Genomic DNA, 18,230 nt, shown 5'->3' with positions numbered 1-18,230 from the left:
ACGGTCGTTGAGCGAGCGAAGCGAGTCGAAACGACACCCGGGCCCCCGGCATCCGTGAAAGAGAAAGAGAAATGACCCCCGAACCGCTCAAGCTCCTGGAATCCGTCCAGGCGATCAACTGGAACCGCATCGAGGACGAGAAAGACCTCGAGGTCTGGCACCGTCTGACCGGCAACTTCTGGTTGCCCGAGAAGGTGCCGCTCTCGAACGACGTGCAGTCGTGGAACACGCTGACGCCTGACGAGCAGCTGCTGACCATGCGGGTGTTCACCGGGCTCACGCTGCTCGACACGATCCAGGGCACGGTCGGCGCCGTGTCGTTGATCCCCGATGCGGTGACGCCGCACGAAGAGGCGGTCTACACGAACATCGCGTTCATGGAGTCGGTGCACGCCAAGAGCTACTCCTCGATCTTCTCGACCCTCGCGTCGACGAAGGAGATCGATGACGCGTTCCGGTGGTCGACCGAGAACCCGAACCTGCAGCGCAAGGCGCACATCATCATGGAGTACTACCGTGGCGATGACCCGCTCAAGCGCAAGGTGGCCTCGACGCTGCTCGAGTCGTTCCTGTTCTACTCGGGCTTCTACCTGCCGATGTACTTCTCGTCGAAGGCAAAGCTGACGAACACGGCCGACATCATCCGGCTGATCATCCGCGATGAGGCCGTGCACGGCTACTACATCGGCTACAAGTTCCAGAAGGGGCTCGAGAAGGAGACCGAGGAGCGCCGCCAGGAGCTCAAGGACTACACCTTCTCGCTGCTGTTCGAGCTCTACGACAACGAGGTGCAGTACACGCAGGACCTCTACGACGGCGTCGGGCTGACCGAAGACGTCAAGAAGTTCCTGCACTACAACGCCAACAAGGCGCTCATGAACCTCGGCTACGAGGCGATGTTCCCGGCGACCGTCACCGACGTGAACCCGGCCATCCTGTCGGCGCTGTCGCCGAACGCCGACGAGAACCACGACTTCTTCAGCGGGTCGGGCTCGTCGTACGTCATGGGCAAGGCCGAAGCCACCGAGGACGACGACTGGGACTTCTGACGCCCCTCATGTGACGAACGTCTGAACCGGAGAGAGCCCCGGATCTGCAGGATGCTGCGGGTCCGGGGCTCTTCCATCGTTTCTTCGTCTCTCGCACCGCCATTTGGGCTCGCGATCGGGGCGGGTGCTTGCGCGCGGCGATGTTCGGTCTGAGGCACTCCGCTTTGTCACGGCCGTTTCGAGGAAGCCTCGCAGGCGCCGCAGGTAGATTAAGTGGTCAGACCACTAAGGAAGATCATGCCCCGACGCCGCACCACCGTCCTCCTGCTCACGCCGATCATGGCCGGGGCTCTCGCGCTGGGCGGCTGTGCCGCCGCGACCGAGACGCCGGCCGCAGAGACGCCCGCGTCGTCGCCCGCGGAATCGGCCCCCGCACCTGCCGACGGCGCCGCCGTGTCGGCATCCCTCGACGAACACGCCATCACGGTCGGCGACGGACCCGTCGAGGTCGCCCTGTGGACCGACCTGTCGTGCCCCTACTGCGCGATGCTCGAGGCCGAGACCGGTGAGCTCATCTCGTCGTGGGTCGCGAACGGCGACATCACGTTCACGATCCACCCGCTCAACTTCGTGAGCGAGAAGCACGGCGACGCGACCGACTGGTCGACGCGCGCCGCGGGCGCCATCGCGGCGGTCGCCGATGCGGGGGAGGGCGAGGTCATCCCGGCGTTCTATGCGCTCCTTCAGGAGAACCAGCCGGGCGATGCGGGCGCTCCCACCGACGACGACATCGTCGCCCTGGCGAAGCAGGCCGGCGTGACCGCCGACATCAGTGATGCCGTCGCGTCGCAGCAGTTCGGCGACTGGGTGCGCGCGTCCAACGACCACTGGCTCGGCACGACCATCGACGGCACGACGCAGATCGTGCAAGGGGTTCCTGTGCTGGTCGTCGACGGCACCGTGTTCGACATCCAGGACGGCAACGCAGACCGTCTGCAGGCCGCCGTCGACGCGGCACTCGCGAGCTGATGCGGCGAGATCAATACACCCGGCCCGCCGCCCCGGCGCCGCGGTGCGCGGTGGCTACGATGGACCCATGCCCTCGCAGCCCCGCCGATTCAGCCCGGTGCTCTCCCTGCTGACGCTGGGGAGCATCTGGGACGGCCAGCTCAACAAGCAGCTGAAGGGCCTGGGGCTGACGACCCGCAAGTACGGGCTGCTCGCGCACGTCCGCGCGACACCGGGCATCTCGTTCTCCGAACTCGCGCGCCGCTCGCAGATCACCGTGCAGACGGCGCACACGGCCGTCCGCGCGCTCGTGGACGACGGGCTGGTGGAGGATGCCACGGCCCACGCCGGAGCGGCATCCACCCTCCGCGTCACCGAGAAGGGCATGGCGGCGCTCGCCGAAGCCGACGCGCGGCTGGGGCGCCTCGACGCCGCCTTCGCCGCCGGCGGTGCACAGCTCACCGCGGCGCTGAAGGGCCTGCACGAAGAGCCCTTCGGCGAGCACCTCAGCTGACGGCGAGTTCTCGCCGCGGGCGCAGCACCGTGCGCCAGATGCTGACCAGCATCCACCCGAACGTGCCGGCCCACGCGGCCAGGGCGACCCAGCTCTCGACGTATCCGATCGCGTGCACGATGGGCAGGCTGTCGACCGTGCCGAGGAACTGCGCGCCCACCCCGTACATCCCGAGCGGGAAGATGATGCTCCACAGCGTCGCCTCGTAGCGGAACGGGATGCGGTGCCGCACGTGGCGCCACCACCCGGCCATGATCAGCGGCGGGATCAGCCAGGTGCCGAACGCCCAGAAGAACACCGACGCACCGGCGATGAGGCCGCGCGTGGCATCCACCATCGGCGCATCGGCCATCATGACGATGCGGGCTCCGCCGACGACGGTGATCGCGGTCGCACCCATGGCGACCCAGTACGGGGGAGTGAGGTCTTCGGGGCGGAACGGCACCGTCAGCATGCGCACCGCCACGAACACGCCGACCGCGCAGTACAGGAAGATGCCCACCGACCAGGAGAAGACGGCGAGCAGTGCCAAGCCCGGCCGCCACGCCTCGAACTCGATCTCGAGGGTCGCCGCCAGGACCGCGATCGACTGGCTGGCCACCGCCCAGATGAACCAGGTGCCGTTCGCCGTCGTGATCGGCACCTTCTTGCGCTCGCCGAGCACCGCCGTCCACGGCACGGTGTACCCGAAGATGATCCAGGCGATCGAGGCGACCAGCAGCAGACTCACCGCGATGCCGTGGAAGCCGGTCTCCTGGCTGAGCCGGCTGCCCAGAACGTCGGTCGCTGCCACGAACGTGAAGAAGCCGAACGCCCGGCCGGGGTCGGCGAAGTCGTCGGCCATCTGCGCCGGGTGGCGGATCACGCGGATGATGTTGAGCACCACCAGCACCACGTATGAGATCGCCGCGATGATCAGCAGCGCGATGGAGACCGTGAACCACTCATTGGTCCGCATGCCGATCGAGACGATGCCGGTGGCCATGACGAGGGCGAAATAACCCGGGGTGAGCGCGGCTATTCCTGCGTCAGCGCGGCGCGACAGCGTTGACGGCAGTGCGGGCGACGTGGTCACGACCCTCAGGCTAGCGTCCGGCGGTGACGGCCGTGTGGTGCAGGATCGTGAATATGCGGCTCTCCAGCACCACGACCCAGCGCACCTACCGCTACGTCCGCCTCGCGATCCTCGGTGCGGTCCTGAGCATCGCCGTCGCACTCGTGGTCGTGTGGGCCACGGAGGGCCCGGTGATGTCACTCAGCGGCCTGTTCTACACCTCGGGCCGCACGGCCTTCACCGGCGCGCTCATCTCCGTCGCCCTCGCGCTGGTGGCGCTGTCGGGGCACAGTGTCGAGCAGATCCTGCTGGATGTCGCGGCCCTGTTCGCCCCGCTGATCGCCGTGATCCCGACGCCGATCGCCGCGGGCGATGTGCCGGGGGAGGGATGCCCCGGGGCGGTGCCCTGCGTGCCCGAGCACTACCTGCCCGGCGTCACCACGGGCATCATCACGTTCGTCGTCATCGCGATCGTCGGAGCCGTGTGCGCGCTGATCCTCGCGCGGGTGCAGCAGACGCTGTCACCGGGCGTGACCATCGGCGTCGTCGCGGCCCTGGTCGTGTCGGTGGCGATGCTCGTCTGGCTGCTGGTGTGGCCCGAGGCGCTCCTGCACCTCGGCCACCTGGTCGTCACGGGGGCCTTCTTCGGGATCATGGCGGCCATCGCGGTGGTGTCGGCCGTGGCATCCCGCCGTCCGTGGCGCCGGGTGTACGTGGTCGTCGCCGTGGGCATGGCGGCGTCGCTGCTCTATCTGGCGCTCACCGGCATTCTCCGCCTTGCAGGGGTCGATCTGTCGGGCCGCCCCTTCACCCTCGTCGGCGAGATCGGCGTCATCGGGTTCTTCGCGGTGTTCTGGGTCGCCCAGACCGTGCAGAAGTGGAACGAGATCGACCCGTCACTGGTCTGACGCCGACGGGCGCACCGGCATCTGCTGCAGCGTCCAGCGGTTGCCGTCGGGGTCGCGGAAGGTGACGAACCGGCCCCAGGCCTGCTCATCGACCCCCTCGGCGTCGGCGCCGATCGCGCGCAGGTGGGCGAGTGCCTCCTCCGCATCGGGGATGACGACCTGGATCGTGTTCTGCCGGCCGGGTTCGAGGTCGATGCCGAGGTTCGTGCCGAAGGCGATCGAGCATGCTGAGCCCGGGGGCGTCATCTGCACGAATCTGAGGCCCTCGAACGGCGACTGGTCGTGGTCGAGGTGAAAGCCCACCCGCTCGTAGAAGTCCCGCGCGCGGTCGACATCGGTCACGGGGACGAAGATCAGCTCAATGCGCCATTCCATGGTGTTCTCCCTTGTTCACCTGGGAAAAGGCTACGCGGGGGTTCCGACATCGAACGTCGGGGAATACCGGGGCACGCCTGGCGTTCAAATTGATACAACCGTGCTCAAGTTCGTAGACTTGATGCACACGGACTCAAGTTCTCAAGGAGTAATCGCATGGTCGATGACGTGACACCCCCGGTCTCGGGCGCCCCCGACGGCGCGAGCGCGTTCGACGACTTCCTCGCGCGCTATCTGGCCGGTGAGCGCGCGCGTCAGCAGCGGTCGGTCGACATCAGCCGTTTCATGACCGCCCGCACGCAGGAGGTGCTGCAGAGCGCGGCGCAGTACGCGCTCGAGCGCGGCCAGCGCGAGGTCGACACCCTGCACGTGCTGCACGCGCTGATGGAGGTCGCCCCCGCGCAGGAGGCGGTGCGGCGCATCGGTGCCGATGCCGAGGCCATCGCGCACGATGCCGAGCGGCGGCTGCCGGCGCCGAGCCGTAAGGCCGCGCACGCGGACGGCGCCGAGATCACCCCGGCGCTGCAGCGCACCCTGTTCCACGCGTTCCAGGTCGCGCGCTCGTCGGGATCGACCTACATCGAGCCTGAGCACATGTTCTTCGCGCTCGTGCTCGCGCAGGACACCCCGGCCGGCCAGGTGCTGGCGCAGGCGGGCGTGACCGCCGAGGCGCTCACGCAGGGCGCCAGCGAGACGGTGACCGCCGGCGGGCCGGCGGAGCAGCCCGAGGGCGGCTCCGACACGCCCATGCTCGAGAAGTACGGCACCGACCTCACGGCGCTCGCCGAGGCGGGCTCGCTCGACCCGGTCATCGGCCGTGCCGACGAGATCGAGCAGACGATCGAGATCCTCTCGCGGCGCACGAAGAACAACCCCGTGCTGATCGGCGAGGCCGGCGTCGGCAAGACCGCGATCGTCGAGGGCCTGGCCCGCGCGATCGTCGCAGGGGCGGTGCCTGAGCAGCTGCACGGCAAGCGCGTCATCTCGCTCGACCTGCCCGGCATGCTCGCCGGCACCCGTTACCGCGGCGACTTCGAAGAGCGGCTCACCAAGACGATGGACGAGATCTCGGCCCACAAGGGCGAGATCATCGCGTTCGTCGACGAGCTGCACACGGTCGTGGGCGCGGGCGCAGGTGGTGACGGCGGCATGGACGCCGGCAACATCCTCAAGCCCCGTCTCGCCCGCGGCGAGCTGCACCTGGTGGGTGCGACGACGCTGGACGAATACCGCCGGATCGAGAAGGATGCCGCGCTGGAGCGCCGCTTCCAGCCCGTGAAGGTCGGCGAGCCCAGCGTGGAGGACGCCATCCGCATCCTGCACGGCCTGAAGGACGCCTACGAGCTGCACCACGGTGTCACCTACACCGACGACGCGCTGCGCGCGGCGGTGGAGCTTTCCGACCGCTACCTCACCGAGCGCGTGCTGCCCGACAAGGCCATCGACCTCATCGACCAGGCGGGCGCCCGGTTGCGGCTGCGTCTGGGCGTGCAGGCCGATGTCTCGACGCTGATGCAGAAGCTCGCCGATCTGGAAGCAGACAAGAACGCCGCCGTCTCGGCCGAGCGCTATGAGGACGCCTCGCAGTTGCGCGACGAGATCGCCGAGGTCGAGGGCAGACTCGACGAGGTCTCGCACAGCGCGGGGGCCCGCAAGGCCGACGCGGTGGTGGGCGAACCCGAGATCGCCGATGTGATCAGCCGGGCCACCGGCATCCCGGTCTCCCGTCTGACCGAGAGCGAGCGCGACCGGCTGGCCGTGCTCGAGCACGAGCTGCACGCGCGCGTGATCGGTCAGGACGACGCGGTCGCGGCGGTCGCCAAGGCCGTGCGGCGCAATCGCACCGGCATGGGCGACGCGCACCGGCCGATCGGCTCGTTCCTGTTCCTCGGCCCCACCGGCGTGGGCAAGACCGAACTCGCGAAGGCCCTCGCGCAGTCGCTCTTCGACGACGACAGCGCGGTGATCCGCTTCGACATGAGCGAGTTCGGCGAGCGGCACACTGCGGCGCGCCTGGTCGGTGCCCCTCCGGGATACGTCGGCTACGACGAGGCCGGGCAGCTCACCGAGCGCGTGCGACGCAACCCGTACGCGGTGGTGCTGTTCGACGAGATCGAGAAGGCGCACCCCGACGTGTTCAACCTGCTGCTGCAGGTGCTCGACGACGGGCGCCTGACCGACGGGCAGGGGCGCACGGTCGACTTCCGCAACACGGTGATCGTCATGACCTCGAACCTGGGCAGCGAGTTCCTCGCGTCGCGCGGGGGCGGCATCGGCTTCCTCGCCGACGGCGGAGGCGCCACCGGCTTCGGGTCGGAGAAGGACCTGCGCGACCGCGTCTTCGCGAAGCTGCGCGAGGCCATGCGGCCCGAGTTCCTCAACCGCATCGACGAGATCGTGCTGTTCCGCAAGCTCGACCGTGAGCAGCTGCGCGACATCGTGCGCCTGTTGCTGGGAGCGACGACCGCGCGGCTCGGCTGGCGCGAGGTGGGCTTCGAGGCCACCGACGCCGCCGTGCAGTGGCTGGCCGACCACGGGTACGAGCCCGAGTACGGTGCGCGGCCGCTGCGCCGGCTCATCCAGCGCGAGGTCGACGACCGCATCGCCGACCTGTTCGTGTCGGGTGAGCTCGCCGATGGGGGAGCGGTGCGGGTGGATGCCGCGGACGATGTGCTGTCGGTGACGGCGGCGCCCGTGCACCAGGTGGCGTGAACGATGAGGTGGGATGCCGCGGCGCAGGTCGCGGCATCCCGCCTCGCCGTCTCTACAACGGAAGCAGCAGCGGCACCAGCAGCACGCTGACGATGAGCACGATCACGGTGAACGGGGCGCCGATCTTCACGAAGTCGCCGAACCGGTAGCGGCCCGGCTCGACGACGAGCGTGTTCACCGGCGACGACACCGGCGTCATGAAGGCCGAGGACGCCGCCAGGGCCACCATCATCGCAAAGGGATACGGCGAGACGCCCAGGTGTTCGGCGATCGAGATCGCGATGGGCGCCATGAGCACGGCCGTCGCGGTGTTCGAGACGAAGAGGCCGATCACCGCGGTGAGCACGAAGACGCCGCCCAGCAGTATCGCCGGTCCCGCGCCGCCGAGTACGGCCAGCAGGCCGTCGACGACCAGGTCCACGCCGCCGGTGCGCTCGAGCGCCAGGGCGAACGGCAGCATGCCGACGATGAGCAGCAGGGTCGGCCAGTGGATGCTGCGGTACGCACCGGCCATGTCGACGCAGCGGAAGACGCCCATCAGCAGGCAGGCGATGAGCGCCGCGATGACGTTGGGCACGATGCCGGTGACCATGAGCACGACCATGAGCAGCACGATCGCGATGGCGAACGGCGCCTGGTTCGCCGCCGGGGCGACCTCGGCGGCCTCGGCCGGCAGATCGAGCAGGATGTAGTCGCGCCGCGCACTGCCGAGCCGGTGGATCGCCTGCCATGAGCCGGTCACCAGCAGGGTGTCGCCGGCCGCGATACGGGCATCGGCGATGCCGCTCTCGACGGTACGGCCGCGGCGGCGCAGCCCCGCGACGTGCACGCCGTACCTCGCCGTCAGACGCAGCGACCGCGCGCTCTTGCCGATGGCCGCCGAGTCGGGCGCGATCAGCACCTCGGCAAGGCCCACCTGGCGTGAGTACGCGTCGAAGAAGCCGTCGGTCATCTTCAGGCGTTCCAGCCGCAGCCGGCCGCGATCGCCGGAGGAGAACGCGGTGTCGGCGAACAGCACATCGCCCTTGGCGACCACGGCCTCGTTGGCGGTGAAGCGCTGCGTGCCGCGGAACATGCGCGAGCGCTCGATCATCAGCACGCCCGGTCGATGCTCGTCGACCAGGTCGGCCTCCGCCAGGCGCGTGCCGATCAGGGGCGAGCCCGCCGTGACGCGGTACCGGTGCGTGCGCGCGTCGACGCCGTAGTCGGTGATGAGGCCGGCGAACGTGCGTGCCGCGCGGCCCGGGCCCGCGGCATCCCCTCCCAGAAGACGACGGGCGAACAGCATGTACACGATGCCGAGGGCCAGGATGACGAGGCCGAACGGCGTGATCGAGAAGAAGTCGAAGCCGCCGTGCCCGGCGCGGCGCAGTTCGGCATCGATCACCAGGTTCGGGGTCGTCGCGATCAGGGTCAGCATGCCGCTGACAAGGCCCGCGAAGCTCAGCGGCATCATCAGCTGGCGGGGCGGAATGCCGGTGCGCGTCGCGATGCTCATCGCCACCGGGATGAAGATCGCCACCACGCCGGTCGAGCTCATGATCGCGCCCAACAGGGCGACGGCGAGCATGAGCAGCACGATCAGCCGGGTCGTGCTGGTGCCGGCCGCGCGCGAGAGCAGATCGCCGAGGCGATACGTGACACCGGTGCGCGAGAGGCCCTCGCCGACGACGAACAGCGCCGCGATGAGCACGACGTTCGGGTCGGCGAAGCCCTCGAGCGTCTCCGGCACGCTGAGGATGCCCGTCAGCGGCAGCGCGACGATCATGACGACCGCGACGACGTCCATGCGCGGCCGCCCGAACGCGAACATCGCGATCGCGGCGACCAGCAGCACCAGGACGATCACGAGGTCGGCGCTCATCGGACCTCCTGTGTCGTCGGCGCGGTTCTCCGAGCGTATCGAGCGGGGCCCGCGCCGCGCGAGAGCCCGCGCGCGCCGCGGGCGACCGCGCGCCGGGGCGTAACAGCACAGAAACCGCCGGTCATGGCACACTCGGGTGCATGAGCACCGCACCTGTCTCGATCGGCGTGGCGGGCGTGCTCGGGCCCGCGACGATCGCGCAGATCGCCGCGGCGGCCGAGCAGGCCGGTCTCTACGCCCTGTGGGTCAACGACACACCCGGCGGCGACGCGCTGGCGGCGCTGCACGAGGCCGCACGGGCGACCGAGACCCTCGTGCTGGGCACCGGCGTCGTGCCGCTCGACCGGCGCACGCCCGATGAGATCCTCATCGATGCCGCGGGTCTGCCCGAAGACCGCCTGATCCTGGGGATCGGCTCGGGTCAGGCCTCGGGTCCGGTCCTGGCCGCCGTGCGCAACGCCGTCGACGCGCTGCGCGAGCGCACCTCGGCCGGCATCGTCGTGGGGGCGCTCGGCCCGAAGATGCGGACGCTCGCGGTGGAGGTGGGTGACGGGATGCTGCTGAACTGGCTGCCCGCAGACATCGCCGCCGACCAGGCCGTGGAAGCGCACGCGGTGGCGCCCGGCGCGACGGTGGCGCTGTATGTGCGCACGGCTCTGGATGAGGGCGGGATGCCGCGGCTGCGCGCCGAGGCGGAGCGGTACGCCCGCTTTCCGAAGTACGCGGCGAACTTCGCGCGGCTGGGCGTCTCGGCCGACGACACCGTGCTCACCCCGGGGGCCGAAGGCCTCGCCGCGTACCGCGCATCCGTCGACGAGGTCGTGCTGCGCGCCATGACGGCATCGGACGACGCGGCCGAGTACGTGCGCTTCGTCGAGCGGGCCGGTGAGCTGGCCGCGGGCTGAGTCGCACGCAAGGATGGAGGCATGACGAGCGTCGGCGCCATCTTCAGCCCGTATCCCCATCCTCCCGAGTCATTCCACGCCGCTGCGCGAGCGGCCGAGGATGCGGGGCTCGACACCCTGTGGGTGTGGGAGGACTGCTTCCGCAGCTCGGCGTTCGCCGTGGCATCCGTCGCCCTCGCCTGGACCGAGCGGCTGCGCATTGGCATCGGCATCGCGCCCATGCCGCTGCGCAACGTCGCCGCCACCGCGATGGAGATCGCGACGATCGAGCGCATGTTCCCGGGACGCCTGGTGCCGGGCGTCGGGCACGGCGTGCTCCCGTGGATGGGGCAGGTCGGGGCGCGGGCGGCATCGCCGCTCACACTCATGCGCGAATACGTGCTCGCGCTGCGGGCACTGCTCGCAGGCGACGAGGTCACGGTCGACGGCCGTTACGTCACTCTCGACAAAGTGCGCCTCGACTGGCCGCCGGCCACGCCGCCGCGCGTGTATGCGGCGGCCGAGGGACCCAAGACGCTCGCCCTGGCCGGTGAGGTCGCCGACGGGGTGGTGCTCGACATGAGGCACACCGTCGACGAGGTCTCGAACGCTGTCCGGACCATCCGCGCTGCGGGTCGCGATCCGCAGATCGTGGCCTACGTCGTGGCCGCGTTCGGGGCGGATGCGGCATCCCGCGCTGTCGCCTTCTTCGGTGAGGACGGTCCCGCCGACGGCATCGACCGCGTGCTGGCCGGCACCGTCGACGAGGTGGCAGACGGCGTACGCAGGTTCGCAGTCGCGGGCGTCGACCACGTCGTGCTCATGCCCCCGAATGATGCTGCGCTGCCCGAGTACTACGCCGCCGCGGCCCAGGTGGGGAGGCTCGTGGCCTCGTGAGCGTGGCGGCGGCTACGCGCGGTCCTCGTCGCTGATCGGCACGTGCGGAATGAGCACCGTGCACGCGACGAGCAGCACCGCCGAGACGGCGACGCCGATGAAGACGGCCGTCGAGCCGGCCTGGACGGCTGCGGGATGCTGCGGCCCCCCGCTCGTCGCGATGACCGCGTTCGCGATCGCGCCGTAAACGGCGACGCCCACCGAACTGCCCACCGAACGGGCGAGCATGCTCGTGCCCGACACGACGCCGCGCCGTCGGAGATCCACCGAGGATTGGGCGGCGATGAGGGACGGATTGGCGACAAGCCCCAGGCCGAGCCCCACGACGAAGCAGGCGACCGCCGTGAGCACGAGCGAGGGCGAGGCGGCGAAGGCGATGAGCAGCACGGCGCCCACGACGGCGAGCATGCTGCCGATGATCGCTGTGGCGCGGAAGCCGATGCGCAGGTAGAACCGGCCCGCGAGCGAGCCGCTGATCGGCCATCCCAGGCTCAGGGCGGCGACGGCGAGGCCGGCGAGCAGGGGAGAGGCACCGGCCGTCGACTCGAGGAACGTCGGCACGAACGAGGTCAGGCCGATGAGGACGGCGCCCACGCCCAGGGCCGCGAGTGAGGTCGTCACCACGACGCGGCTGGAGAACACCCACGGCGCCAGCACCGGATCGGCCGCCCTCCGCTCGACGAGCGCGAACACGACCAGCAGCCCCGCGCCCACGGCGAAGCAGCCGATGCTCTGCCAGCTGTTCCACGCCCAGCCCTGGCCGCCCTCGAGCACGCCCAGCACGAGGAGGACGAGGGATGCCGTCAGCAGCGCCGCCCCGGTCACGTCGATGCGCTGCCGATGTCGTTCGAAGCTCTCGTGATAGCTGCGCCACAGCATGAACAGCGCCAGCAGGCTCAGCGGCACGTTCACCCAGAAGATCCAGCGCCACGACAGGAACTGCGCGAAGATGCCGCCCAGCGTAGGACCGGCGACCGAGGAGATCGCCCAGACGCTCGCCAGATACGCCTGCGCCGTCGCCCGCTCGCGCACGGTGTAGATGTCACCGGCGATCGTCATGCTCACCGGAGTGATGGCGCCGGCGCCCAGCCCCTGCACGGCGCGGAACACGATGAGCGCCGGCATGCTCCACGCCAGCGCCGCGGCGATCGACCCGGCGAGGAAGAGCAGGATGCCCAGCACCATGATCGGCTTGCGGCCGAAGGTGTCGCAGAGCTTCGCGTACACGGGCACCGAGGCCGCCTGCGCGAGCAGGTAGACGGAGAACAGCCACGGGAACTGCGCGAACCCGCCGAGATCGGCGACGATCGTCGGCACCGCGGTCGCCAGGATCGTCGAGTCGATCGCGATGAGGAACGACGAGAGCATGAGCGACAGGAGGATCGGCCCGCGCTCCGATCGCAGTCCGACCTGGTTCGCCATGTGAACAGCCAACCACGCGCACGACGCCCCGCATTCCCGATGTCGGTGCCGGGTGCGAGAATCCGAGCATGCTGCTGGCCGAGTTGGTCGAGGTCGCCGCCATTGTCGCGGCGACCCGCTCGCGCGTGCAGAAGACCGATGCGCTCGCCGCCGTGCTGCGCACGCTCGGCGCCGAGGAGGTGCGTCCCGCAGTCGGGCTGCTGCTGGCCCGCCCGCGGCAGGGCCGGCTCGGCGTCGGGTGGCGCGGGCTCATGGCGCTGGAGGTGTCGCACGCGGATGCCGCGACGCTGACCATCGCCGACGTCGATGCCGCTTTCGATGCGCTGGCTGCGGCATCGGGTACCGGCTCCGCGCAGCGGCGTGAAGAGCTGCTGCGTGATCTCGCGGCGCACGCGACCGTGCCGGAGTGGGACTTCCTGGTGCGCGCGATGCTCGGCGAGCTGCGCACCGGCGCCCTGCAGGGCGTGCTGCTCGACGCGATAGCGCGGGCAGCCGATGCGGACCCGCCTGTCGTGCGACGTGCGGCGATGCTGTCGGGCGACCTCGGCGAGACCGCCGCCCTCGCGCTGGGCGGCGGCGACCTCGCCGCGGTCGGGTTGCAGGTGGGCCGCCCGGTCATGCCGATGCTCGCGGCGACGGCCGGGTCGGTGGCCGAGGCGATCGCCACCGCCGGCGAGGCGTCGGTGGAGTACAAGCTCGACGGCGCCCGCATCCAGGTGCATCGGCACGGCGACGACGTCCGCGTGTTCACCCGCAGCCTCGCCGACGTCACGCACCGGGTGCCCGAGATCGTCGTGGCCGTGCGCGGGCTGCCCGTGCACGACGTGATCCTCGACGGCGAGACGCTCTCGCTCGACGAGAGCGGCGCGCCGCGGCCGTTCCAGGACACGATGGCGCGCTTCGGCGCCGACCGGGCGCACGAGGTGGCACTGCGGCCGTGGTTCTTCGACATCCTGCATGTGGACGGCCGCAACCTCATCGACGAGCCGCTGCGGGTCCGGCTGGCCGAGCTCGACCGCGTGGTCGGTGATCTGCGCATGCCGGGGATCGTGACGGACGATGAGGATGCGGCGCAGCACCTGTCGTCGCAGGCGCTGGCCGCGGGGCATGAGGGCGTCGTGGTGAAGGCGATCGACGCGCCGTATGCGGCGGGGCACCGCGGTAAGGCGTGGATCAAGGTGAAACCGGTGCTGACCCACGACCTCGTCGTCCTGGCGTGCGAATGGGGATCGGGCCGCCGACGCGGTCTGCTCTCCAACCTGCACCTGGGCGCGCGCGACCCCGACGGGGAGTTTGGCGAGCCGGGTGGATTCGTGATGGTCGGCAAGACGTTCAAGGGGCTCACCGACGAGCTGCTGCGGTGGCAGACCGAGCGGTTCCCCGAGATCGAGACGCGGCGCACGGCATCGACCGTCTTCGTCGCACCGGTCACGGTCGTCGAGATCGCGATCGACGGGGTGCAGCGGTCGCCGCGGTATCCGGGCGGCATCGCGCTGCGCTTCGCCCGGGTGAAGGGCTATCGTCTCGACAAGCGAGCCGACGAGGCCGACACGATCCAGACGCTGCGGGCCCTGCTGCGCTCCTGATCCTCAGTCGGCGTCGCGCTCTGCGCGCTCAATCGGCGTCGCGCTCTGCACGCTCAGTCTGCATAGTGCAGGCGCGCGTCGCCCGGCGCGCACTCGTCGCCGATGCGGATGCCGTCGGCGATCCGCCCCTCGCCGCGCAGCCGGGTCAGCTCGTCGACGGCGCGCCGGCGCAGCGTCCACGGATCGATGGTGTTGACGTACACCTTGGTGTCGCCCTCGAAGCCGGCCGGGTTCGAGATGCGCCACTTCAGCACGATCCGCCACGGCATGGGCGCCGCGGCCGGTGCCGGACGGTAGTGCCACTCCTCGTTGGTCGGCACCAGCACGCCGGTGGCGGCATGCAGGGCGTGTACCAGGTCGGAGACGGCGCGCTGCTGTGCCGGTGTGTGATCGGCGGGATGGTGCGCCTGCGCGGTCGAGTACACCTCGAACGCAGGGTAGCGGTGCCCCACCCCGGCGACGGCGACGGCGCCGTCCGTCGCGGCCACGACGAGTCCCTCGCGCACCGAAAGGTCGGCGACCGCGTACTGGTACAGGCGGCGGTCGATCTCGAGCATGGCCAGCTCGCGCTCGGTCTGCGGGCCGTATTCGTCGATGGCGACGAGCTGCTTGTGCAGATGCTCGAACGAGGCGCCCGCCGGGCGCAGCCAGTTCTGGAACACCGACACGTAGGCCGCATAGGGCTGCGCGGCGGCGATCTCACTCATCGCGTCGATCGTGAACGCCAGGTAGGCGGCGTGCTCGTCGGGTGTCAGCTCTCCGCTGGAGACGAGCTCGTCGTCGCGTGCGGCGCCGTCGTGCACGTGCCGTCGCGCGACGACGACATCGTGCGACCCGCCGACGAGGTCGAGGGCGGCCGTGCGCAGGTCGACGGCGACGCCGGTGGATGCCGCGCGGATCGCCGCGAGCGTGGAGATGTGGTCGTGCCCGACCGGATCGGCGAGGTAGTCGTCGGCCCAGGCGACCACGTCGGCGGCGGGCTCGAAGCCGTGGTTGACGCGCCAGTACTCGGCCGACACGATCTCGAAGAGGTTGCCGAAGCGCCGGAACTCGGCCACCGAGTCGTTCAGTGCGGATGCCGGCACACGGTCGACGCGCTCGAACGACGGGCCCACGAGACGCGCCTTCTCGGGCGTGGTCTCCAGATAGCGGTCCTGACAGAACGCGCACAGGCGGGTCGCCTCGCCCGGTGCGAGGTCGCGTGGTGCGGGGCGCGTCGCGGCCAGCGGCCGGTTCGCCCGCCCCGGCACCGTCCACACCCGGGTGCCGGTGAGCGGGCCGGCCTGCTTGACGGTGCCGTCGGCGAGGCGGCGTAGGGGCGGCAGACTCATGACTCCTCTTCGGCCAGGGCCTTGTCGACGTCGGTGAGGTCATCGGGGATGTCGCCGGCCGCCACCGACTCGGGCACCTCGCCGGGCCGGTACTTCGGCAGCCGACTGGCCGGCACGATGGCGATCGCGCTGACGCCCGCGAGGATCAGCAGGCCCAGGCGGAGCGCGGACAGACGGGAGTCCTCGTTGACCTGCACCGCGGCATCCACCTGGGTCTCGGTCAGATCCGTGTTCGTCAGCACGTCGCGCAGACGGTCGTTGCTGACGAAGTTGACGCTGTCGAGCGGCACCTGGGCGACGGCCTCGTCGGGCAGCTCGGGGTGTGCGGCCAGGGCCGCCGTGATGTTGCCCGCGAGCAGTCCCACCAGCAGCGCGCCGGCGACGGCCGTGCCGACGGCCGATGCGAGGTTCTGCGTCGTGCCGCGCACCGAGCCGACGTCACCGGCGAGTTCCTTGGGCGACGCGGTGACGAGCACGTTGAACACCAGGGTCACCAGTGCGCCCTGGCCCACGCCGAACACGAACAGGCCGAGGATGGTCGGCAGCGTCTCCCAGTTGTTGGTGACGACGAACGAGAGCCAGACCAGCGCGATCGTGGTCAGCGAGAAGCTGAACATGCCGATCGTGCGCGGCGTGAACCGCTTGTAGAACCGCACCACGACCATCGCGGTGACGAACACGGTGAGGTTGAACGGCAGCATGGCCAGCGACGTGTCGAAGGGGGTGCGGCCCTGCACGATCTGGATGTACAGCGGCACGGTGAAGTTGAGCGCCGCCTCGAGGGCCACCACGATGAACATGGCGTAGACGGCGGCGCGCTCGCGCGACGACCCGAACACCGACAGGCTCACCAGCGGCACCTTGCCCTGGCGGGTGCGGCGGCGCGTCCAGAGGAAGAACAGCTGCACGAGCACGACGCCGACGACGATGAGCACGGGGGCCGGTGACATACCGAGGATGTCGAACGGGGCGCCGGGTCCTGCCTGCAGCAGGCCCCAGGCGTTGAGGTTGTTCACGCCGAGGGTCAGCGCCACGATGCCGAGGCCGATGATGACGGCGGCGACGAGGTCGATCTTGATGGCGGCGTTGCCGCCGACCGGCGCGAAGCGGAAGCTGAGGATGAACACGACCACCGCGATGACGATGACGACGATGAACACCGGCTGCCAGCCGACGAGGGTCGCCAGGGTTCCGCCCAGCAGGAACGCGGTGACACCGGCGAGAGCCCGCGCCGAGCCGAGGGAGCCGATCGCGGTGGCCTGCTGCGCGCCGTGGTAGTTCTCGGCGATGAGGGCGACCAGCGACGGGACGATGATGGCGGCGGATGCCCCGGCCAGCGCCTGCGCGAGGATGACCCAGCCCACACCCTGGGCGAAGACCATGATCACACCGGATGCCGCGAACAGCGCCACCACGACGCGGAAGATGAGCACCCAGCCGACGCGCTGGCCGATCTTCGCGCCGACCATGACGAGGGCCGCGACCACGAGACCGTAGGTGACGATCGCCGTGGACACGTCGGTGGGCGGCACGCCGAACGTCTCGACCATGCCACCGAGGGTCACCGGCAGCGCGGAGACGTTGTACGACATGAGGATCTGCGCGAGGAAGAGCGCGACCATGGGCGCCCAGGAGGCGCGGGCGGGGGAGGACGTGTCGGTCATCGGGGGTCCTGTCGGTCGGCGGGGGTCGAGGCGAAGATGTTGAGTCCGAGGGTGCGTGAGAGGTGCGCGGTGGCGACCTGGCCGCGGACGCTGTTGCCGGCGGCGTCGAGCGGCGGCGCCCACGCGCCGAGACCGCCCTTGCCCGGGGCGACGGTGACGAGGCCGCCGGCGACGCCCGACTTGCCGGGCAGCCCGATCTCGTAGAGCCATTCGCCGCTGCGCTCATAGAGACCGGCGGCGGCCAGCACGGCGAGCGTGTCGCGGCTGACTTCGGGCGAGACGACCTGGTCGCCGGTGAGCGGATTGACCCCGCCGTCGGCGAGGGTCGCGCCCATGACCGCGAGATCGCGGGCGTCCACGAGCAGCGAACACTGCCGGGTGTAGACGTCGACGGTCTCGTCCGGGTCGGAGCGCATCCGCCCGTAGCTGTGCAGCAGTCGCGCGATGGCGCGGTTGCGGTCGTTCGTCTCGCTCTCGGAGCGGTAGACCTCGTCGTCGATCTCGAGCTGCCGGCCGGCGAACCGCGAGAGTCCCTCGACGATGAGCTCCCAGGTGCGTTCGGCGGTCGCGCCCGGCATCAGCGCGGTGGTCGCGATGGCGCCGGCGTTGACCATGGGGTTGCGCGGGTGGCCGTCGGCGAGCTCGATGGCCATCACCGAGTTGAACGGCAGGCCGGTGTTGTCGACGCCCACGAGCTCGCGCACCTCGTGGTGCCCGATGCCCTCGCACACGAGGGCGTAGACGAACGCCTTGGAGATCGACTGGATCGAGAAGCGGGTGCGGGTGTCGCCGACCTCGTGCAGCCCGCCGCGGACGTCGGCGATGCACAGCCCGAAGGCCTCGCGGTCGGCCGCGCCCAGGATCGGAATGTAGTCGGCCACCGCGCCCTCGCGGTGACTCAGCGCGCGCCGGTACGCCTCGTCGAGGGCGAGATCGATCTGCCTGTCCTGGGGGAGCGCGCCCGTGTGGGCGCGCTGATCCACGCCGACCAGGTCCAATTCATCGTCACGCACGGGCCCACG

15 protein-coding genes are annotated in these 18,230 nt (G+C 70.3%); 8 read left to right on the top strand and 7 right to left on the bottom strand.

What is annotated here, in order from left to right; genetic code table 11:
* The first annotated feature begins 71 nt into the window (after positions 1-71).
* From nrdF to ABMQ42_RS07665, 3 genes are all read left to right on the top strand, one after another.
* Positions 72-1,049: a class 1b ribonucleoside-diphosphate reductase subunit beta gene (gene nrdF / locus ABMQ42_RS07675; protein ID WP_349722318.1), complete on the top strand. Its 978-nt coding sequence runs from the start codon at positions 72-74 to the stop codon at positions 1,047-1,049.
* 237 nt (positions 1,050-1,286) lie between these two features.
* Entirely contained in the window at positions 1,287-2,018 is a 732-nt protein-coding gene (locus ABMQ42_RS07670) for a DsbA family protein (protein ID WP_349722317.1), read from the top strand.
* Positions 2,019-2,085: 67 nt separating this feature from the next.
* Positions 2,086-2,511 (top strand): MarR family winged helix-turn-helix transcriptional regulator, encoded by a 426-nt coding sequence (locus ABMQ42_RS07665; protein WP_349722316.1) that lies wholly within the window; start codon positions 2,086-2,088, stop codon positions 2,509-2,511.
* On the opposite strand, the gene ABMQ42_RS07660 is transcribed toward ABMQ42_RS07665, so the two are convergent.
* Positions 2,504-3,586, bottom strand: coding sequence for a tellurite resistance/C4-dicarboxylate transporter family protein (locus ABMQ42_RS07660; protein ID WP_349722315.1), 1,083 nt, complete (start codon positions 3,584-3,586; stop codon positions 2,504-2,506). The genes ABMQ42_RS07665 and ABMQ42_RS07660 overlap by 8 nt on opposite strands.
* Before the next feature lie 53 nt (positions 3,587-3,639).
* Here ABMQ42_RS07660 and ABMQ42_RS07655 point away from each other — a divergent pair, with 53 nt between their 5' ends.
* Positions 3,640-4,473 (top strand): hypothetical protein, encoded by an 834-nt coding sequence (locus ABMQ42_RS07655; protein WP_349722314.1) that lies wholly within the window; start codon positions 3,640-3,642, stop codon positions 4,471-4,473.
* Here ABMQ42_RS07655 and ABMQ42_RS07650 read toward each other — a convergent pair.
* The gene (locus tag ABMQ42_RS07650; protein ID WP_349722313.1) at positions 4,462-4,848 is read right to left on the bottom strand and encodes a VOC family protein; all 387 of its coding nucleotides are present in this window, start codon (positions 4,846-4,848) and stop codon (positions 4,462-4,464) included. The genes ABMQ42_RS07655 and ABMQ42_RS07650 overlap by 12 nt on opposite strands.
* Before the next feature lie 156 nt (positions 4,849-5,004).
* Here ABMQ42_RS07650 and ABMQ42_RS07645 point away from each other — a divergent pair, with 156 nt between their 5' ends.
* Entirely contained in the window at positions 5,005-7,560 is a 2,556-nt protein-coding gene (locus ABMQ42_RS07645; RefSeq protein WP_349722312.1) for an ATP-dependent Clp protease ATP-binding subunit, read from the top strand.
* Positions 7,561-7,612: 52 nt separating this feature from the next.
* On the opposite strand, the gene ABMQ42_RS07640 is transcribed toward ABMQ42_RS07645, so the two are convergent.
* Complete coding sequence (locus ABMQ42_RS07640; RefSeq protein ID WP_349722310.1) at positions 7,613-9,424, bottom strand: SLC13 family permease; 1,812 nt, start codon at positions 9,422-9,424, stop codon at positions 7,613-7,615.
* Positions 9,425-9,564: 140 nt separating this feature from the next.
* On the opposite strand from ABMQ42_RS07640, the gene ABMQ42_RS07635 reads away from it, so the two are divergent.
* Both ABMQ42_RS07635 and ABMQ42_RS07630 read left to right on the top strand, forming a co-directional pair.
* Positions 9,565-10,329: an LLM class flavin-dependent oxidoreductase gene (locus ABMQ42_RS07635; RefSeq protein ID WP_349722309.1), complete on the top strand. Its 765-nt coding sequence runs from the start codon at positions 9,565-9,567 to the stop codon at positions 10,327-10,329.
* A gap of 21 nt (positions 10,330-10,350) precedes the next feature.
* Positions 10,351-11,205: an LLM class flavin-dependent oxidoreductase gene (locus ABMQ42_RS07630; protein WP_349722308.1), complete on the top strand. Its 855-nt coding sequence runs from the start codon at positions 10,351-10,353 to the stop codon at positions 11,203-11,205.
* 12 nt (positions 11,206-11,217) lie between these two features.
* On the opposite strand, the gene ABMQ42_RS07625 is transcribed toward ABMQ42_RS07630, so the two are convergent.
* Positions 11,218-12,627, bottom strand: a complete 1,410-nt coding sequence (locus tag ABMQ42_RS07625; RefSeq protein WP_349722306.1) for an MFS transporter — start codon at positions 12,625-12,627, stop codon at positions 11,218-11,220.
* 68 nt (positions 12,628-12,695) lie between these two features.
* Between ABMQ42_RS07625 and ABMQ42_RS07620 the strand changes: the two genes are divergently transcribed.
* Complete coding sequence (locus tag ABMQ42_RS07620) at positions 12,696-14,213, top strand: ATP-dependent DNA ligase (RefSeq protein WP_349722305.1); 1,518 nt, start codon at positions 12,696-12,698, stop codon at positions 14,211-14,213.
* Positions 14,214-14,266: 53 nt separating this feature from the next.
* On the opposite strand, the gene ABMQ42_RS07615 is transcribed toward ABMQ42_RS07620, so the two are convergent.
* The 3 genes from ABMQ42_RS07615 to glsA are packed head-to-tail and all read right to left on the bottom strand — an operon-like array spanning position 14,267 to position 18,221.
* On the bottom strand, positions 14,267-15,544 hold the full coding sequence (locus ABMQ42_RS07615; protein WP_349722304.1) for a DUF4921 family protein: 1,278 nt from the start codon (positions 15,542-15,544) through the stop codon (positions 14,267-14,269).
* The gene (locus ABMQ42_RS07610; RefSeq protein ID WP_349722302.1) at positions 15,541-17,208 is read right to left on the bottom strand and encodes an MFS transporter; all 1,668 of its coding nucleotides are present in this window, start codon (positions 17,206-17,208) and stop codon (positions 15,541-15,543) included. The genes ABMQ42_RS07615 and ABMQ42_RS07610 overlap by 4 nt, the downstream gene beginning before the upstream one ends.
* Positions 17,205-18,221, bottom strand: a complete 1,017-nt coding sequence (glsA, locus tag ABMQ42_RS07605) for a glutaminase A (protein WP_349722301.1) — start codon at positions 18,219-18,221, stop codon at positions 17,205-17,207. Before glsA ends, ABMQ42_RS07610 begins: the two co-directional genes overlap by 4 nt.
* Positions 18,222-18,230: the final 9 nt, after the last annotated feature.

The sequence above is a fragment of the Microbacterium sp. KR10-403 genome (genome assembly GCF_040196215.1).
Lineage (GTDB): Bacteria > Actinomycetota > Actinomycetes > Actinomycetales > Microbacteriaceae > Microbacterium.
Note: the sequence above shows the minus strand (reverse complement) of the source record. Positions and strands in the feature narration are given on the sequence as shown.